Origin of the sequence: Blautia sp. OF09-25XD (assembly GCF_003482095.1) — a bacterium.
In the GTDB taxonomy this organism is placed as follows: domain Bacteria; phylum Bacillota; class Clostridia; order Lachnospirales; family Lachnospiraceae; genus Fusicatenibacter; species Fusicatenibacter saccharivorans.
This window is the reverse complement of record NZ_QUMG01000005.1, coordinates 69,542-85,989: the sequence shown is the minus strand read 5'-3', so window position 1 is coordinate 85,989 and position 16,448 is coordinate 69,542. Positions and strand designations below refer to the sequence as shown.

The 16,448-nt window shown below is 45.3% G+C and carries 15 protein-coding genes and 2 pseudogenes; 13 read left to right on the top strand and 4 right to left on the bottom strand.

What is annotated here, in order from left to right; all coding sequences use genetic code 11:
• The first annotated feature begins 33 nt into the window (after window positions 1–33).
• The 7 genes and pseudogenes from DXA93_RS05945 to DXA93_RS05920 all read left to right on the top strand — a co-directional run.
• Window positions 34–447 (top strand): SGNH/GDSL hydrolase family protein, encoded by a 414-nt coding sequence (locus tag DXA93_RS05945; protein ID WP_147342480.1) that lies wholly within the window; start codon window positions 34–36, stop codon window positions 445–447.
• Window positions 448–621: 174 nt separating this feature from the next.
• A complete protein-coding gene (locus DXA93_RS05940) occupies window positions 622–1,668 on the top strand; it encodes an electron transporter RnfD (RefSeq protein ID WP_118594433.1) in 1,047 nt (348 codons plus the stop codon).
• 27 nt (window positions 1,669–1,695) lie between these two features.
• Entirely contained in the window at window positions 1,696–2,289 is a 594-nt protein-coding gene (locus DXA93_RS05935; RefSeq protein WP_330416875.1) for a glycoside hydrolase family 1 protein, read from the top strand.
• 159 nt (window positions 2,290–2,448) lie between these two features.
• Entirely contained in the window at window positions 2,449–3,324 is an 876-nt protein-coding gene (locus DXA93_RS05930; RefSeq protein ID WP_055217859.1) for a phosphoribosylaminoimidazolesuccinocarboxamide synthase, read from the top strand.
• Between the two features lie 153 nt (window positions 3,325–3,477).
• Window positions 3,478–3,972 (top strand): HD domain-containing protein, encoded by a 495-nt coding sequence (locus DXA93_RS05925; protein ID WP_117508936.1) that lies wholly within the window; start codon window positions 3,478–3,480, stop codon window positions 3,970–3,972.
• A 46-nt stretch (window positions 3,973–4,018) separates the two neighbouring features.
• Window positions 4,019–4,183, top strand: a complete 165-nt coding sequence (locus tag DXA93_RS17770) for a hypothetical protein (protein WP_022462877.1) — start codon at window positions 4,019–4,021, stop codon at window positions 4,181–4,183.
• Window positions 4,184–4,327, top strand: a pseudogene (locus DXA93_RS05920) (aldo/keto reductase); the annotation flags it as partial.
• A gap of 167 nt (window positions 4,328–4,494) precedes the next feature.
• Here DXA93_RS05920 and DXA93_RS05915 read toward each other — a convergent pair.
• Window positions 4,495–6,192 carry a carbon starvation CstA family protein gene (locus DXA93_RS05915; RefSeq protein WP_022462875.1) on the bottom strand — a complete coding sequence of 566 codons (1,698 nt, stop codon included), beginning with the start codon at window positions 6,190–6,192 and terminating at the stop codon, window positions 4,495–4,497.
• A gap of 599 nt (window positions 6,193–6,791) precedes the next feature.
• Between DXA93_RS05915 and DXA93_RS05905 the strand changes: the two genes are divergently transcribed.
• The 4 genes and pseudogenes from DXA93_RS05905 (at window position 6,792) to DXA93_RS05885 (ending at window position 11,385) form a co-directional block, all read left to right on the top strand.
• Window positions 6,792–8,525, top strand: a complete 1,734-nt coding sequence (locus DXA93_RS05905) for a glycoside hydrolase family 5 protein (RefSeq protein ID WP_119207881.1) — start codon at window positions 6,792–6,794, stop codon at window positions 8,523–8,525.
• Window positions 8,526–8,720: 195 nt separating this feature from the next.
• Window positions 8,721–8,939: a cation transporter gene (locus DXA93_RS05900; protein ID WP_055266075.1), complete on the top strand. Its 219-nt coding sequence runs from the start codon at window positions 8,721–8,723 to the stop codon at window positions 8,937–8,939.
• Window positions 8,940–9,125: 186 nt separating this feature from the next.
• Window positions 9,126–10,993 (top strand): annotated as a pseudogene (locus DXA93_RS05890) (heavy metal translocating P-type ATPase).
• A gap of 17 nt (window positions 10,994–11,010) precedes the next feature.
• On the top strand, window positions 11,011–11,385 hold the full coding sequence (locus DXA93_RS05885; RefSeq protein WP_055217845.1) for an ArsR/SmtB family transcription factor: 375 nt from the start codon (window positions 11,011–11,013) through the stop codon (window positions 11,383–11,385).
• A 193-nt stretch (window positions 11,386–11,578) separates the two neighbouring features.
• Here DXA93_RS05885 and DXA93_RS05880 read toward each other — a convergent pair whose 3' ends face one another.
• Complete coding sequence (locus DXA93_RS05880) at window positions 11,579–11,953, bottom strand: LysM peptidoglycan-binding domain-containing protein (protein WP_022462870.1); 375 nt, start codon at window positions 11,951–11,953, stop codon at window positions 11,579–11,581.
• 253 nt (window positions 11,954–12,206) lie between these two features.
• Between DXA93_RS05880 and lexA the strand changes: the two genes are divergently transcribed.
• Together lexA and DXA93_RS05870 are read left to right on the top strand one after the other, a co-directional pair.
• On the top strand, window positions 12,207–12,875 hold the full coding sequence (gene lexA, locus DXA93_RS05875) for a transcriptional repressor LexA (protein ID WP_055217843.1): 669 nt from the start codon (window positions 12,207–12,209) through the stop codon (window positions 12,873–12,875).
• A gap of 206 nt (window positions 12,876–13,081) precedes the next feature.
• A complete protein-coding gene (locus DXA93_RS05870) occupies window positions 13,082–14,158 on the top strand; it encodes a tyrosine-type recombinase/integrase (RefSeq protein WP_022462868.1) in 1,077 nt (358 codons plus the stop codon).
• Between the two features lie 97 nt (window positions 14,159–14,255).
• Here DXA93_RS05870 and rsmH read toward each other — a convergent pair whose 3' ends face one another.
• Together rsmH and DXA93_RS05860 are read right to left on the bottom strand one after the other, a co-directional pair.
• Window positions 14,256–15,305 (bottom strand): 16S rRNA (cytosine(1402)-N(4))-methyltransferase RsmH, encoded by a 1,050-nt coding sequence (gene rsmH, locus DXA93_RS05865; protein WP_118640611.1) that lies wholly within the window; start codon window positions 15,303–15,305, stop codon window positions 14,256–14,258.
• Window positions 15,306–15,334: 29 nt separating this feature from the next.
• Entirely contained in the window at window positions 15,335–16,282 is a 948-nt protein-coding gene (locus DXA93_RS05860; protein WP_118640612.1) for an RluA family pseudouridine synthase, read from the bottom strand.
• Window positions 16,283–16,448: the final 166 nt, after the last annotated feature.

Here is a 16,448-nt window from a genome sequence, read left to right as displayed (position 1 = left end):
TTGGATTCTTACGGAACAAATTACAGATTTCTCGTGAATGCTGCAAAGGTTGAAGCAAGAGATACGATTTATCAGCGAATGAAGGCTGGTGAATATATAAGGGAAGAACTTACACCAGATGGACTTCATCCAAATGATAAAGGACACAAACTTGTTGCAGAAGAAATTGAAAAATTCCTTGAAAGCGTGAAAGCAGAATTAGAAGTTGAGGAAAAAGAACCTGTTTTTCCGAAGGCAATGACGGAGAATGCATACGAGAATGCAAAACGCCTGACAATCCGTGAAATTTCACCAAAACTTTGCGGATTTCATGCAGATATGGAAGAGAAAACAGGACATCTTGATCATTTTAAAAATGGATGGATCGGGAAAAAAGCCGGGGATTCTATTCATTTTGAGGTGACTGCTTCCTGCAGTGCAGTGGAGAAAAGAAAATTCATACGGTAGATATAACAATTCTTCCGGAAGAGGTAACGGATACAACTCCATTTTATCTGATGTCATTAATTATTGCATAAGATTTTTGAAGGAGAGGTTTCTGGAGATTGAGACAGCAGCACTTGGAAATGAAGCTGGAATGATCGGTGCAGCAAGTTTACTGTAAAATATGGAGGAGATAAGATGAGAATTAATCCTGATAATAAAAAAATACGTTATAGCGGAAGGATTGACTGGGCGAATCCAAAAGAACCAATCTGGGTTTATCCATGTACATCTGTGGAATTTAAATTTACAGGAAAATATTTGAAAATTTTCCTGAGAAACAAAAATGAATACTGGCAGAATTATCTTGGATGTATTTTAGATGGAGTGCAGTCGTGTTATTATCTGGATAACGAGAAAGAGAATGAAATAGAGATTCGTGTTCCTGAGAATGAAAACGGAGAACATCATGTTCTTTTCTTTAAACGTCAGGATTCCTGCCATGAGATGCACATCCTTGGATTTGAAATTGAAGACGGAGCAAAATTATTGGAACTTCCGGATGCACAGACAAGAAAAATTGAAGTTTACGGAGATTCTGTATCAGCAGGAGAAGTGACAGAAGCAGTGGATTATACAGGAAAGACGGACCCTGAACATCAGGGAGGTTATTCTAACAGCTGGTATTCCTATGCATGGATGACAGCACGTATGCTGAATGCACAGATCCATGATATCGCACAGGGCGGAATTGCATTGCTGGATGGACAAGGCTGGTTCCATGAGCCGGATCAGATTGGAATGGAAAGTGCCTGGAATAAAATCCGCTTCAATAAAACATTTGGTGAACTGACAGAATGGGATTTTAATCAGTATACACCGCAGGTTGTTGTCGTGGCAATTGGCCAGAATGATAATCATCCGTTTGATTACATGTCAGAAGACTATATGTGTGAGAAAGCAATTCTTTGGAGAGAACACTATACAGAATTTTTAAAAAAACTGCGTCAGGTATATCCGAAGGCATCGGTCATCTGCTGTACGACATTGCTTGAGCATGACAGTTCTTGGGACAAAGCAATTGACGATGTAGTGGTTTCTATGGGAGACCGTAAGATTTCCCATTGTATCTTTAAAAGAAACGGAGCAGCGACTCCAGGACATCTCAGAATTCCAGAAACCTATGAGATGGCGAGAGAACTTGCTGATTATATAGAGAATCTGGGAATCGAGGAATGGAAATAATTAGAATAGTAGAGTAATAAGAGGAAGATATCCTGGTGGTCTGATCCGGTTTTATTAGGACATTATCCGGATGAGGGATTGGTGCGTTATGAAAAATATCTTCCGAAAATCACAGAAGAAGATATGCGTCTGATCTCAGAACCGATCGATATCTATGGACAGAATATTTATAATGGAAGATGCGTCCGTATGGGGGAAGACGGAAAGCCACAGGAGGTTTGCCGATATGAAGGATTTCCTAAAACTGCGATCCAATGGCCGGTAACACCGGAATGTCTGCAGTGGGGACCGAAGTTTTTATATGAAAGATATCATAAGCCAATTTACATCACAGAGAACGGATTATCCTGCCATGATGTGATCTCATTAGATGGAAAAGTGCATGATCCAAACAGAATTGATTTTCTTGCAAGATATTTGCGAGAACTGAGAAAAGCAGCAGAGGAAGCGGATATCAGAGGATATTTCCAGTGGTCTTTGATGGATAATTTTGAATGGGCCAAAGGTTACTCAGATCGATTTGGACTCGTATATGTGGACTACAGAAATCAGGAGAGAATTATGAAAGATTCCGCATTCTGGTATAAACACGTGATAGAAACAAACGGAGCAGAATTATAAATGGAAATAAAAGATCCCTTTTGGGGTTTATTTAGTAGCGTTAATAATAAATACTTGACAATTTATAAGGAGTGGTGTAGGGTAAAGGTGTCAAAGGAATTTCACCGGATCGGGTGTAATTCCGTTCACTATCCTATACGAAAAGAAGAGGTATTCATGATGAAAGAATTAAAGCCAATCAAAGAGGGTAAGGTACGCGAGATTTATGATAACGGCGACAGCCTGATCATGGTAGCAACCGACCGTATTAGCTGTTTTGATGTCATTCTGAACAATGTGGTAACAAAAAAAGGTACCGTTCTGACCCAGATGTCCAAATTCTGGTTCGATCTGACAGAAGACATCCTTCCGAATCATATGATCTCTGTAGACGTAAAAGACATGCCGGAATTTTTCCAGCAGGAGAAATTTGACGGAAACAGCATGATGTGCCGTAAGCTGGAAATGCTTCCTATCGAGTGCATTGTCCGCGGCTACATTACCGGAAGCGGCTGGGCAAGCTATCAGAAAACAGGAAAAGTATGTGGCATCGAGCTTCCGGAAGGATTAAAAGAATCTGACAAGCTTCCTGAGCCAATCTACACTCCGTCCACAAAGGCTGAAATCGGAGATCATGACGAAAATATCTCTTATGAGCAGAGCATCGCCCATCTGGAAAAATACTTCCCGGGAAAAGGAGCCGAGTATGCAGAGAAGCTTCGCGACTACACCATCGCTCTGTATAAAAAATGTGCTGATTATGCTTTAAGCAAAGGCATTATCATTGCAGACACAAAATTTGAGTTTGGTCTCGATGAAAACGGAAATATCGTAATCGGCGACGAGATGCTGACTCCGGACAGCTCCCGCTTCTGGCCTGCAGATGGTTATGAACCAGGCCATGGTCAGCCATCTTTTGACAAACAGTTCGCGCGCGACTGGCTCAAAGCCAACGATGGAAACCACGACTGGACTCTGCCGCAGGAAATCGTAGACAAGACGATCGAGAAATATCTTCAGGCATATGAGATGCTGACAGGAAAACCGCTGGCATAAAGAACATCATAGTGTTAAAAAGCTACAGGAGGCAGGTTCTGCCTCCTGTTTTTGCATATTTTGTGATAAGATCAGATGATAATCTGATACTCAAATGCGTGAAACATGTGATATAATGGGAAGAAAGACAGGATGCGAAGGAGGAAACACGATATGAAAATTGCTGCTGCAATTGAAAAAATGACAGATTTTTATAAGGGAAATATTCATGATATTTATCATTTTCTGAAGGTATGGGCCTTTGCAAAGAACATCGGCGAGGCGGAAGGACTGGATCCAAAAACACAGGAAACGCTGGAGATGGCAGCTGTTGTCCATGATATTGCCTGCCCGCTGTGTCGGGAAAAATACGGAAATACCAGCGGAAAGCATCAGGAAGAGGAAAGTGCGCCGCTCGTTGCAGAATTTTTCAAAGATGTACCGGCAGGAGAACTGGATGTCGAACGCATCACATGGCTGGTTACGCATCATCATACCTATACAAATGTAGAGGGAATGGATTACCAGATCCTGCTGGAAGCCGATTTTCTGGTCAATGCCGGCGAGAGCGAATATTCAAAACAGGCGATTGAAAATTTCTGCAGAAAAGTATTTCGGACGGAAGCGGGAACGCATCTGTTGAAGAGTATGTTTCCGGAGAAGGAATAAGGTCATGAAGTGTGACATCCTCCACCACCTCTACAGGTGGTGGAGGATGTCACTTTTACAGCAGGACAGCCGGGGTCATTTAACCTTTATGGCGGTCAACCGGGAGATCCCGAAGTATCTGGATGCTACCTTATGGAACAGGGGATTTGTGGATACAAACGGCAAATACTATGAGCTTTGGAATGCGCAGGCACAGTATTATACGGAGTAAAATTTTGGCAATCTGTCGGCAGAAGCCATTCACAGAGAGATTGGCGGTACACTGAAACGGCTGGGAACAGAGTATCTGGATCTGTATATCATTCACCGTTTTGACTACGAAACTCCGATTGAGGAAACAATGGAAGCCCTGAATGTATGACCGCACTGGCATGGCAATGGGCGAAGGGAGTCAGCTCCCCGATTATCGGTGCGACCAAGGCGGCAATTGTTTCGTAAAAAATTATGGCATGTAAAACGCCGTCAGACTTGTTGTAGTCTGACGCGTTTTGCGTTAGGAAGCTCTTTGAAGAAACATCTATATTATTTCGTTTCCTGTCCCGCTTTCTTCCGGAACAGTTCTTTTCCACAGCTGATGACAATGATGACACCAAGAACCATCAGCAGAATGGCGATGATGAGCTGCAGTCCCTCAACGAGGAAGACAGCGGTTCCTGCTCCATACGCTTTTACAAGTGCGATGACACGCTCTACCAGTGCGGTAAAGGTGACGCAGAGCATGATGATAAGCGGCGGGAACAGGGTTCTGTTTTCACGGCCGGTGACTTTCAGGAAGACACAGAGCGTGATCAGAACGAGTGCACTCAGCATCTGGTTTGCACTTCCGAACAGTGGCCAGATATTGGCATATCCGATCTGAGTCAGGATGTAGCCGCAGAGCAGAGTAACAATGGTAGAGAAATATTTATTGCAGAGCAGCTTTCTCCATCCGGCAGCATGTTCCATATCATCGACAGTGAACAGTTCCTGGAAGGACATACGGCCGATTCGTGCAACGGAGTCAAGACTGGTAAGTGCCAGCGCCGATACACACATAGTCATGAAGCACTGTGCTCCGTATACCGGGATGCCGAACATTTCCAGAAATCCGGCAACACCGGAAGAAAAGATCGCAAATGGCGTTCCGACAGCAGCCGTACCGTCTGCAGAAGCAGCAGCACCGGCAACGCAGAGGGCGAGGACGGCAAGCAGGCTCTCCAGAACCATAGCTCCGTATCCGACTTTCTGCATATCTTTTTCATTCGCAATGGTTTTCGAAGAGGTTCCAGACGATACCAGGCTGTGGAATCCGGAAACAGCACCACAGGCAACGGTGACAAACAGGATCGGGAACAGATCTCCGGATGCCGCATTGTGGAAACCGGTGTACATTGGAAGATTCATTTTCGGGTGTGCAACAACAAGTCCGACAACAGCGCCAAGGATCATGCCGGCAAACATAAAGGTTGTCATAAAGTCACGCGGCTGCATCAGAAGCCACATCGGAAGGACAGCGGCAAGAAAGATGTAGGCAAATACCAGATAAGTCCAGGTTGCTTTGCTTGTTACAAGCGGTACATTCATGCCGATTGCAAAGGCTGCAACAGTGCAGGCAAGGCCGAGTACCATTTCTTTCCAGCCTTTCCACTGCAGTTTTTTCTGGAGCAGTCCGAAGACAACAGCAAAAGCGATAAATAGCAGGGAGATGCTTCCGGCAGCGCCGTTTACAGTTGCCTGGGCAGAAAGCTTTGTGACGCCGTCAACCGTTTCGTAAGCATTAAATGTTCCGGCAACCATATCTGCAAAGGCGGCGATAACGATCAGTGTAAAGAGCCAGCAGAAGAGAAGAAACAGTTTTTTTCCTGTTTTGCCGATGTATTTCTCAATGAGAAGTCCCATGGATTTTCCTTCGTTTTTGACACTCGCATACAGCGCACCGAAATCGGTAACAGCACCAAAGAAGATACCGCCGATCAGGATCCATAAAAGGACGGGAACCCATCCAAAGACAGCGGCCTGAATGGCACCGGTGACAGGGCCTGCACCTGCGATTGAAGAAAACTGATGGGCGAATACGGTCCATCCATCGGTAGGGACGTAATCCTGACCGTCATTTTTTGCAACGGCAGGTGTTTTTGCTTTAGGATCGATGCCCCATTTCTTTGCCAGCCAGCTTCCGTAGAAGGTATAACCTGCTATCAGACATACGGCGGCGATCAGTACAATAACCAACGTGTTCATAATAAAATTCCTCCTCGTTCAAAAATGATATTTCCAGTTTACATGGATTCCAAATGGAAAAAGAAAAGGGAAAAGGCAATTGTGTTGGTATGCTTGGAAACAAAAAAAGCTTCGTCTCCCTGACTTATGCAAGAAGACGAAGCTTTCAAAAACGCTCCGCGTTACCACTTCTAATTATCGGCTGTTTCTTTTGGTCGATCACTCAGACAAGATCCCCGATGATACACTTTCCGGTGAATCTCTTCTCTGCTAACGGTGAGAGGCCGGTCCGGACTACTTTCCATTTCTGGTTTCGTCTGTACAGCTCACAGGGGATTGTTCTTTGGGATACCTGCCATCTCGCACCAGCCGATGGTTCTCTGCAAAGGCTCACCCGAAAAATGTTGTCCTGCTCATTGCTTTTTTCTGATCCCTTTTTTCTTTTGAACACTTTGCATTATAGTCTCATTTTTCGGTTTGTCAAGCAATTTTAAAAAAAATATCATGTTTTTTCCCTGAAAATAGTAAAAATCTATTTCTTGACACAGAAAACCAAAATTTTTATAATAGAAGAAAAAGCGCAGAACCAGAAGGCTTCTGCGGAAAGGTGGTATTTTTGTATGGGGTATTATGACAAAGAACGTGTAAGGGGATTTTTGCACAATCAGGACGGTATTATTGTGAATGATTTCGGAGAAGAGGTGATTCTCCGCGGCTGGGGCATGGGAAACTGGGATAATCCGGAAGGATTTATGCTCGGCACCCAGAGCGGCTTTGGACTGTTCGAGCCTGGAAAATATGCGCCGATGGGACGCATGGACCGTGGAAGAAGTATGGACCAGATTCTACGGGAGACCTGCGGAACGAAATATGCGGAGGAGTTCTGGAAACGCTGGAGACGGCTGTATCTGACGGAGGAGGATATTGCACTTCTCTCCAGACGCGGTTACAATTCCGTGCGTCTGCCGATCCGCGCAGGAAGCTTTCTGTATGAGGAGCCGGGGATTACGTATAATGAAGATTCCTTTGCCATGCTGAATGATGTTCTCGACTGGTGTGAGACGTATCAGGTTTATGCTGTCGTAGATTTCCATGCGGCAACGGCAGGCCAGTCCGGAATTCCGTGTGATGACGGCGTGGACAATGGACAGCATCTGTATGACGATGAAGAATCGATGGAGCGGATGTTTCTTCTGATGGAAGAGTTTATGAGAAGATACAAAGACCGCTGGATCATCGGCGCATATGACTGTATCAACGAGCCGATCTCCATGACGCCGCGCCGCGAGGAGCTGACACCGAAGCTGGTCTATTTTTACGAGGAAATGATCCGCCGCTGCAGAAAGATCGACCAGAAACACTTATTTTTGCTGAATGGTACACAGTTTTCCTCTCTTACATATTTCTTTGATCATGAGTTTGACCCGGAATACCACAACTGGGGCATCAGTCTTCATGCGTATGAGATGGTTGTTCCGGAGGTAGCTTCTCTTGCCAGCGTTCTCCGTACCTGCCGGGAACAGAAGATCTGCCTGTGGATGGGCGAGACAGGAGGAAGAAATGAGCACGCATGGCAGACAACGATGTATGAGATTCTTGCCGAGTACCACGCCGGTTATAATCTGTGGTGCTGGAAAACGGTAGAGGGAGCAGGATGTGCTTCGATTCTGAACTTTAATGTTCCGGATGAATGGCATCTGATTACCGATTATGCAATTAATGGAGCTGCAAAACCGTCCTACGAGCATGCGCAGGCCATCTGGGACAGCTACCTGGAATGCCTGGCGGTCGATAAATGCAAAGAAAATACGCAGTATCATCCTTATCTGCTTCGAGAGGGCAATTTTGAGATCCCGGCGATCGGCTACAACGCGCTGCCGATGGATTCACACCGTGGTCTTAGTGATCTTCCGAATGCTGCAGGATATCGTCTGTATGACCGGTTTGAATTGATTTATGAAAAAGGATATCATCCTGAACCGGCCGGGTTTGCCGCACCGGGTCCGATCAAACATCCGAGAGATCATGTACAGCTTCAGCTGGGAGCAGGAGAGTATGCTTCCTATACAATCCGTGAAAAAGAAACCTATACCGTTTCTGTAACTTACTGTGCAGACAAAGAGGTGAAGGTACAGGCAGCTATTCAGGGAGAGACTCTTTTTGAAGGGGTAATGCCTCCTGCCGGTGAGAAAGTAACTTCGGATGTTCATCCATATTTTGCATATGAAACAGCACCGAACACACTCGAACGGTTCACACTCGGTACCGTTACAGGAGAAGGCATTCTGAAAATAGAGGTTCTGGACGGATGTGCACGGTTCGGACAGATTGTGATTCGGAAAAGTGAAAAATAGCAGAACATAACGTTTCTTTATGAGGAATAAATAACAGATCTATCTGCCCACAGGAATCAAAAAAATCCGACGGGCAGATTTTTTTGATTTTTTTCAGTTTTCCATTGACAATTGCATCACTGGTGCTATAATAAAAACAAACATATGAATAAATGTTCATATGAACAGTGAAAATGAAAAAGGAGATCAAAAGCGATGAAGAAAACGTATAAGATCGATGTTGACTGCGCAAACTGTGCAAACAAAATGGAAGAGGCTGCAAAAAACACAGCAGGTGTAAAGGATGCTACCGTAAACTTTATGATGCTCAAAATGATCGTTGAGTTCGAAGACGGACAGGATCCAAAGAGCGTTATGCAGGATGTTCTGAAAAACTGCAAAAAAGTTGAGGATGACTGCGAGATCTTCCTCTAAAATAAAAAACTTTCATCGGCGGATGGAAGAAAAAGCTGGAGCAGAATAGATTCTAAAACCTGTCTGCGGTTCAGCTCGAGAAAAATCCAGTATTTTCTCTCTGGAGCAGCGGATTTGGATCTGTAAATCTCTGGGATGAAATGCTGGATTTTTTCATCCGGCGGTAAGAACAAAGGAGGCATATGTATGAATAAGAAACAGAAAAAGGTTCTCATCCGCGTCATCGTTGCATCGGTTCTTCTGATTCTCTGCGCGGTACTGCCGACAACCGGCTATGTGCGATTTGCAACCTTTATGGTTCCTTATCTGGTCATCGGATACGATATCCTGAAAAAGGCCTGGAAGGGAATCCTGAACAAACAGGTATTTGATGAAAACTTTCTGATGGCTGTTGCAACGGTCGGTGCCATTCTGCTTGGCGAGTATCCGGAGGGCGTAGCGTTATGCTGTTTTACCAGATCGGCGAACTGTTCCAGAGCTATGCTGTCGGAAAGAGCCGCCGGAACATCAGCGAACTGATGGATATCCGCCCGGATTATGCAAATATCGAGGTAGACGGAAAACTCGAGCAGGTTGATCCGGATGAAGTTGAGGTTGGCACAATCATCGTTGTACAGCCTGGTGAAAAGATTCCGATCGATGGTGTGATCGAAGAAGGAAACACCACACTGAATACCAGTGCCCTGACCGGAGAGAGTGTTCCGCGTGACGCCCGGGATGGAGACGAAGTCATCAGCGGATGTATCAATATGTCCGGTCTGATTAAAGTAAAAACAACGAAAGAGTTTGGAGAGTCCACCGTATCCAAAATTCTGGACCTTGTGGAAAACTCCAGCTCCAAGAAATCAAGATCCGAGAACTTTATTTCCAAATTTGCGAAATACTATACACCGGCCGTCTGCTACGGTGCGCTGGCGCTGGCAATCCTGCCGCCGCTGGTACGGATGCTGTTTTTAAGTGCCGCTCCTGAGTGGAGCGTATGGATTTACCGTGCGCTGACCTTCCTGGTTATCAGCTGCCCTTGTGCACTGGTCATCAGTATTCCGCTCAGCTTCTTCGCCGGTATCGGCGGCGCAAGCCATGAAGGTGTCCTGGTGAAAGGTTCCAACTATCTGGAAACACTTTCCCAGACCAAATACGTTGTATTCGATAAAACCGGTACCATGACACAGGGTGTCTTTGAAGTAGCCGGTATTCACCACAATACGATCAGTCAGGAAGATGTTCTGGAATACGCAGCACTTGCTGAGTGTGCTTCGAGCCATCCGATCAGCAAGAGTCTGCAGAGAGCATATGGAAAACTGATCGACCGAAGCCGTGTCACGGACATCGAAGAGATCAGCGGAAACGGTGTAACAGCAAAGGTAGACGGTAAAAATGTCGCTGCCGGAAATGCAAAACTGATGGAGCGCCTTGGCGTTGATTATATCGACTGCCACAGCGTCGGCACCATCGTCCATGTTGCTGTAGACGGCAAGTATGCCGGACATATCCTGATCTGTGATATGATCAAACCGCATGCGAAAGAGGCGATTCAGGCGCTGCGGAAATCCGGTATTAAAAAGACGATTATGCTGACCGGAGACTCCAGGCGGATAGCCGATCAGGTAGCTGCAGATCTTGGAATTGATGAAGTTTACAGCGAACTGCTTCCTGGTGACAAAGTAAGTAAAGTGGAAGAGCTGCTTGCTGCAAAGACAGAAAAAGAAAAACTTGCCTTCGTAGGTGACGGCATCAACGATGCACCGGTACTGTCCCGTGCCGATATCGGTATTGCGATGGGAGCACTTGGTTCCGACGCAGCAATTGAAGCAGCTGATATCGTTCTGATGGACGACGATCCGCTCAAGATTTCCAAAGCAATTCACATTTCCAGAAAATGTATTCACATTGTTTATGAGAATATTTATTTTGCAATTGGTATCAAAGTATTGTTCCTGCTTCTGGGAGCCATCGGTATCGCTAACATGTGGATGGCAATTTTCGCAGATGTCGGAGTTATGATTCTGGCGGTTCTGAATGCAATTCGTGCTCTGTTTGTGAAAAATTTATAGAAAGACGAGGACACAAAATGGCAAAAATCAATCCGGAAGAAGCTGATCTGTGCTGTGACTCCTGTGAGGTTCATGAAAATCTGGTAAAGATTGTCAATGAGACCATGCCGGATGAAACAGAGCTTTACGATCTGGCAGAGCTTTTCAAGGTATTTGGTGATTCCACGCGGATCCAGATCCTGTTTGTCCTGTTTGAGGCAGAGGTATGCGTCTGCGACCTGGCAGAAGCACTGCACATGACACAGTCCGCAATTTCCCACCAGCTTCGCATTCTGAAGCAGAATAAGCTGGTAAAGAGCAGACGAGAAGGAAAATCGGTGTTCTACTCTCTTGCAGATGGTCATGTACGGACAATCATCGCACAGGGACAGGAGCATATTGAAGAGGATTAAAAAAAGCATAAGATAGCAGAAACGTCCCGCAGATGAGAAATTTCATTTGCGGGACGTTTCTGCTTTTCACATTCATTCTTTATTTGGTAAACCATGCTTCCCGAACATGCTGTTTTAGAAGGTTCCGTGCATTTTGGAAGCTGTTTTTTTGCTTTGTTTACATAACCGAATTATGTAAATTATTTCTTGAATTTCATGATTTATACTCCTCGGAGTAATACGGAATGCAGAGATACATACCGTCCGTGATCTGGTTGGAACTCAGGTGATTGATCTCACGGACCTCAGCAATGTAACTGGAAATATCGGAGTATTCTTCTGTACGGTATTCTTTGGCGATATCCCACAGTGTATCGCCGGAAGAAACGCGGATACTGGTGTAGTATTTGTAGGTTGGAGCTTTCGGCTCACTGTCTGCCTGCGTATTCTGCGGCGTGAAGTGGAAGATTAAAAGAAATGTGACGGCAACCAGAGACAGGAGAGCGGCGGCTGCGCGGATCTGCAGTTTTCTTCTCTGGATTTTTCGTCTTTCTCTCAGTGATTTTCTTTTCTTTGCATTGGTACTCATGTAAAATTCCCCCTTGATTTGTGATAGAAGAGTAGTTGTGCTACGTGAACATTTGTTCTTTCGAATATATGTTCATTATAATAAAAGAACGTATGTTTGTCAATACGAAATACGAACAAATTTTCGAAACTTTTGTTTGCGTTCCGGTTGGATTTATGGTAAAATTTATTTGGTATATTTTAAGCAAATATCGTATAGAAAGAGGGGACTACCCTAATTCATATAAAAAACGAAACGACAGGAGGAACATACGATGGCTGGAGACAAAAATAAACTGACAGAGAAACAGAGACAGATTCTCGAATATTTAAAACAGGAAATTTTGCAGAGAGGATTCCCGCCGTCTGTGCGTGAGATCTGCGAAGCGGTTTCCCTTCGTTCTACATCCTCGGTACATGCACATCTGGAAACACTGGAGCGGAAAGGCTATATCAAACGAGATGCAACAAAACCGAGAGCCATTGAAATCTGCGATGAAGGATTCCATACCGGCCGCCTTGGTGCAATCCAGGGAATTGCATCGGAAGACACCGCATCCCAGAGTGAGGTTGCACAGATTCCGCTGATCGGCAAAGTAGCTGCCGGAGAACCGATTCTTGCGGTAGAGAATATTGAAGGATATTTTCCGATGCCGGTAGACCGTCTGCCAAACGCAGAAACGTTCCTTTTAAAGGTACAGGGCGAAAGCATGGTAAATGCAGGTATTTTAGACGGTGACCTTGTTCTTGTGGAACAACAGGCAACTGCGGAAAATGGAGAAAAAATTGTCGCTCTGGTCAATGATTCCGCTACAGTAAAAACATTCTACAAGGAAGACGGTTATTTCCGCCTGCAGCCGGAAAACGATGAGATGGATCCGATCCTTGTGAATGATCTGCAGATCGTAGGAAAGGTAATCGGAGTATTAAGATTTTTATCCTGAAAAATAAAAGAAGAAAATAAAAAATGTTGTGAAAAAACGAACAAGAAATCGGCCTGTAAAATTCGGCGGTTTCAGAAGAAAAACCGGTGATTTCTGAAAGTAACTCTTCAACTATTCGAAAAACCTGCGTTTCCCGAATAGTTATATAGAAGAAATACTTCTTTCATTTTCCCGGTTTTTCTGTTTAGAAAGGCTCATTTGCAGTTATGAAATCAAAAATTACGTATCACGAACAAACCGATATGGAAAATACACTGAAGCTCCGCGAGGTTCTGAAGACGCTTCCCTCTTTTACTTCCGAATTTTTCCGCGGCATCAGCACAACGACATCGACCAGCACACGAATCAAATATGCATATGACCTTCGGATCTTTTTTCAGTATCTGCAGAAAGAAAATCCGGAACTTGCCAAAATTCCCATGGATCAGATGTCCGTTGATGTGCTTGACCAGGTCACTGCACTTGATCTTGAGGAATACACAGAATATTTAAAGGCTTATATCGGTTCCCAGGAATCTTATACCACCAACGGGGAAAAAGGCCTGAAACGAAAATTGTCGGCACTTCGGACGTTCTATTCCTATTATTTCAAAAAGGAACTGATTGAGACAAATCCTACGCTGCTTATCGATATGCCGAAGCTCCATGAAAAAGAAATTATCCGTCTGGAGCCAAATGAGGTTGCGGAGCTTCTCGATTTTATTGAATCCTGCGGCGACGGGCTGAGCAATCATCAGCGGGCCTACTATGAAAAAACAAAGGAACGTGATTTTGCAATCATTACTCTTCTGCTTGGCACGGGAATCCGTGTGTCGGAATGTGTCGGGTTAGATATTGAGGATGTCGATTTTAAAAACAATGGCATCAAAGTGCTTCGAAAAGGTGGAAATGAAATGTTTGTCTACTTTGGAGATGAAGTTGCCGAGGCACTGAAAAAGTATATCGAAGTCCGCGCAGGTATTACGCCTGTGGCAGGACACGAACACGCACTCTTCTATTCGGCGCAGAGAAAACGGATCAACGTCAAGACGGTGGAAAATCTGGTGAAGAAATATGCGTCCCAGGTGACGACAACGAAGAAAATTACGCCGCATAAACTGCGTAGTACGTACGGTACGACGCTGTATCAGGAAACAGGCGATATTTATCTTGTTGCGGATGTTCTCGGCCATAAGGATGTCAATACGACGAAGAAGCATTATGCTGCCATGGACGATGCAAGGCGCCGTCAGGCTGCCACAGCGGTACGGCTGCGGGAGTCCATGCCGGAGCATGAGGAATAAAAACATATCAGAAACCAAAAGAGGAATCAACAGGGATTATATCCCATTCGTTGATTCCTCTTTTTTATGGAGACGACTTCTCTCCTGCTTTTTTTAGTTACTCCGCCTTAATTGCCCAGCGCATTTTCGTTGAACTTGCACGGCTGTTGCGGATGCATTCTTCTTTGGAAGGACGAATGACTTCTTTTGAATATTCGGAATAAATACCGATCTGATACAGTCCCTTCATGGACTTTTTCACAAGCCGGTCTTCGCCGGAATGGAACGTCAGAATTGCCGCTCTGCCGCCCGGAGCAAGAGCATCCGGGAGTTTTTCCATGAATGCTTCCAGAACCTCATATTCGTTGTTTACATCGATCCGCAGTGCCTGGAAGGTGCGGGCGCAGGATTTTTTGATGGCTTCTTTTTTCTCGTCTTTCGGAAGAAAATCCAGTGCTTCAGCGATCAGATCACGCAGTGTAAACGTAGTGTCAATTTTCTTTCCTTTCCGAAGTGCCCGCGTAACAGCCTGGGAAATTTCTTCTGCATACGGTTCATCGGCGTTTTCAATGAGCATGCCTTCCAGTTCATCGCGTGCAACCGTGCGCAGACGCTCGGCCGCAGAAATTCCTGCCTCCGGATTCAGGCGAAGATCCAGCGGTCCATCATATTTGTAGGAAAAGCCGCGCTCCGGATTATCAATCTGCATGGAGGAAACACCAAGATCCGCCAGAATGAAGTCAAAGGGGCCGTATTCGGCAGCAACCTGATCAATATTGGCAAAATTCTGATGAAGAATCGTTAAAATCTCAGAGCCGTACCCCTGCGCGGCCAGTCGTTCTTTTGTTTTTGCCATCTCGATCGGATCGACATCCAGCGCACAGAGATGCCCTTTTCCCTGCAGGCATGCAAGCATACGGGAGCTGTGGCCGCCGTATCCGAGTGTTGCATCAAGTCCGTTCTGTCCCGGCTCGATCTTGAGAAAATCGAGGATTTCATCTACGAGAATCGGGATATGCATGCCGGCCGGTGTGCTTCCCTTTTGGATCACATGCTCAATGGTCCCCTGATATTTCTCCGGATTCAGTTCTTTGTATTTCTCATTGTAATTCCGCGGATGTGTGCCTTTGTAGCGGACGCGGCGTTTGTGTTCTTTCTGTTCTTCCATAAAATGTTCTCCTTATACTTCAAATATATTTAATCGAACATGTGCGTTCGAATATTTTCCAGATCAATTGGTTCTCCTGTCATCGGCTGCAGAAAGTGCAGTTTCCAGGCATGGAGCGCGGCACGGGTACCGCCGTCGCGGACTCCGTAGAGCGGATCTCCGAAAAGTGGATGTCCAATAGATGCCATGTGAAGGCGGATCTGATGCGTGCGGCCGGTTTCCAGACGGCAGCACACGACGGCCCAGAAAGGATCCTGAAGGACAGCCTCGTAGTGTGTAATAGCCCACAGGCCGTTCCCTTCTTTACAGATACGCATTTTAGTGATACGTTTCCCAGACGGATCGAAAGAATCAGGGTCATCTCCTGGAATTTGCTCCATGGAAAGACGAATGGTTTCTTTTTGCGTTTCTTCGGAAAAGGGATGGTGTACCAGAGCCAGGTATTCTTTTTTCAGCGCGCCGCTCTCCCGCTGCCGGGACAGTCTGGCAGCAGCCAGCTGATTCTTTGCAAATAGTACCAGACCCGATGTATCTTTGTCAAGACGGCCGATGCAGCGGAGTTCAGAAGGCGCTGTCGGTGTTTTTAACAGGGATGCGACAGCATGTGTCAGGGAATCGAAATAATGGCCGTGGGAAGCGTGGCAGACCATACCGGATGGCTTGTCTGCGACACAGAGATCACTGTCCTCATAGAGAATCCGTACGCCGGCAGAATCACCTGATACCGGCAGAACCTGATCTTCGGAAAGGTGGGGACACTTCTGCTCATATCGAAAAGTGATCGTATCTCCAGTCTGGACGACTGCATTTGTGCGGCAGGAAACACCATTTTTCTGAATTCCATCCGGAATATATTTGGCATGGCGGATTTCACGTGGTGTCAGGTGCAGAAAACGTTTTAGAATTGTTTCCACCGACAGTCCCCCCTGTTCCGGAAGGACAAAGTGACACAGCTGCTGATAGTCAAATTGCGGCATAAAAGATTTTCTCCTCTTCACAAGTTCACATAATCATTTTATGTAAACTATATAAATACAAACAATTCAGTACGATGATGGTACACTATCTCTAGACAAAAACAGGTTTCACAGATCTCGCAAACCACGTTCTGTTTTACCGATTCGGCAAACAAAAAAATTTTAT

Excerpts from the sequence above, each read along its gene's own strand:
- DXA93_RS05905 (WP_119207881.1), top strand. The coding sequence starts at position 6,792 with ATGGGGTATTATGACAAAGAACGTGTAAGGGGATTTTTGCACAATCAG.
- DXA93_RS05900 (WP_055266075.1), top strand. The coding sequence starts at position 8,721 with ATGAAGAAAACGTATAAGATCGATGTTGACTGCGCAAACTGTGCAAAC.
- DXA93_RS05925 (WP_117508936.1), top strand. The coding sequence starts at position 3,478 with ATGAAAATTGCTGCTGCAATTGAAAAAATGACAGATTTTTATAAGGGA.
- DXA93_RS05940 (WP_118594433.1), top strand. The coding sequence starts at position 622 with ATGAGAATTAATCCTGATAATAAAAAAATACGTTATAGCGGAAGGATT.
- lexA (WP_055217843.1), top strand. The coding sequence starts at position 12,207 with ATGGCTGGAGACAAAAATAAACTGACAGAGAAACAGAGACAGATTCTC.
- DXA93_RS05915 (WP_022462875.1), bottom strand. The coding sequence starts at position 6,192 with ATGAACACGTTGGTTATTGTACTGATCGCCGCCGTATGTCTGATAGCA.
- rsmH (WP_118640611.1), bottom strand. The coding sequence starts at position 15,305 with ATGGAAGAACAGAAAGAACACAAACGCCGCGTCCGCTACAAAGGCACA.
- DXA93_RS05885 (WP_055217845.1), top strand. The coding sequence starts at position 11,011 with ATGGCAAAAATCAATCCGGAAGAAGCTGATCTGTGCTGTGACTCCTGT.
- DXA93_RS05860 (WP_118640612.1), bottom strand. The coding sequence starts at position 16,282 with ATGCCGCAATTTGACTATCAGCAGCTGTGTCACTTTGTCCTTCCGGAA.
- DXA93_RS05930 (WP_055217859.1), top strand. The coding sequence starts at position 2,449 with ATGAAAGAATTAAAGCCAATCAAAGAGGGTAAGGTACGCGAGATTTAT.
- DXA93_RS17770 (WP_022462877.1), top strand. The coding sequence starts at position 4,019 with ATGTCACTTTTACAGCAGGACAGCCGGGGTCATTTAACCTTTATGGCG.
- DXA93_RS05880 (WP_022462870.1), bottom strand. The coding sequence starts at position 11,953 with ATGAGTACCAATGCAAAGAAAAGAAAATCACTGAGAGAAAGACGAAAA.
- DXA93_RS05870 (WP_022462868.1), top strand. The coding sequence starts at position 13,082 with ATGAAATCAAAAATTACGTATCACGAACAAACCGATATGGAAAATACA.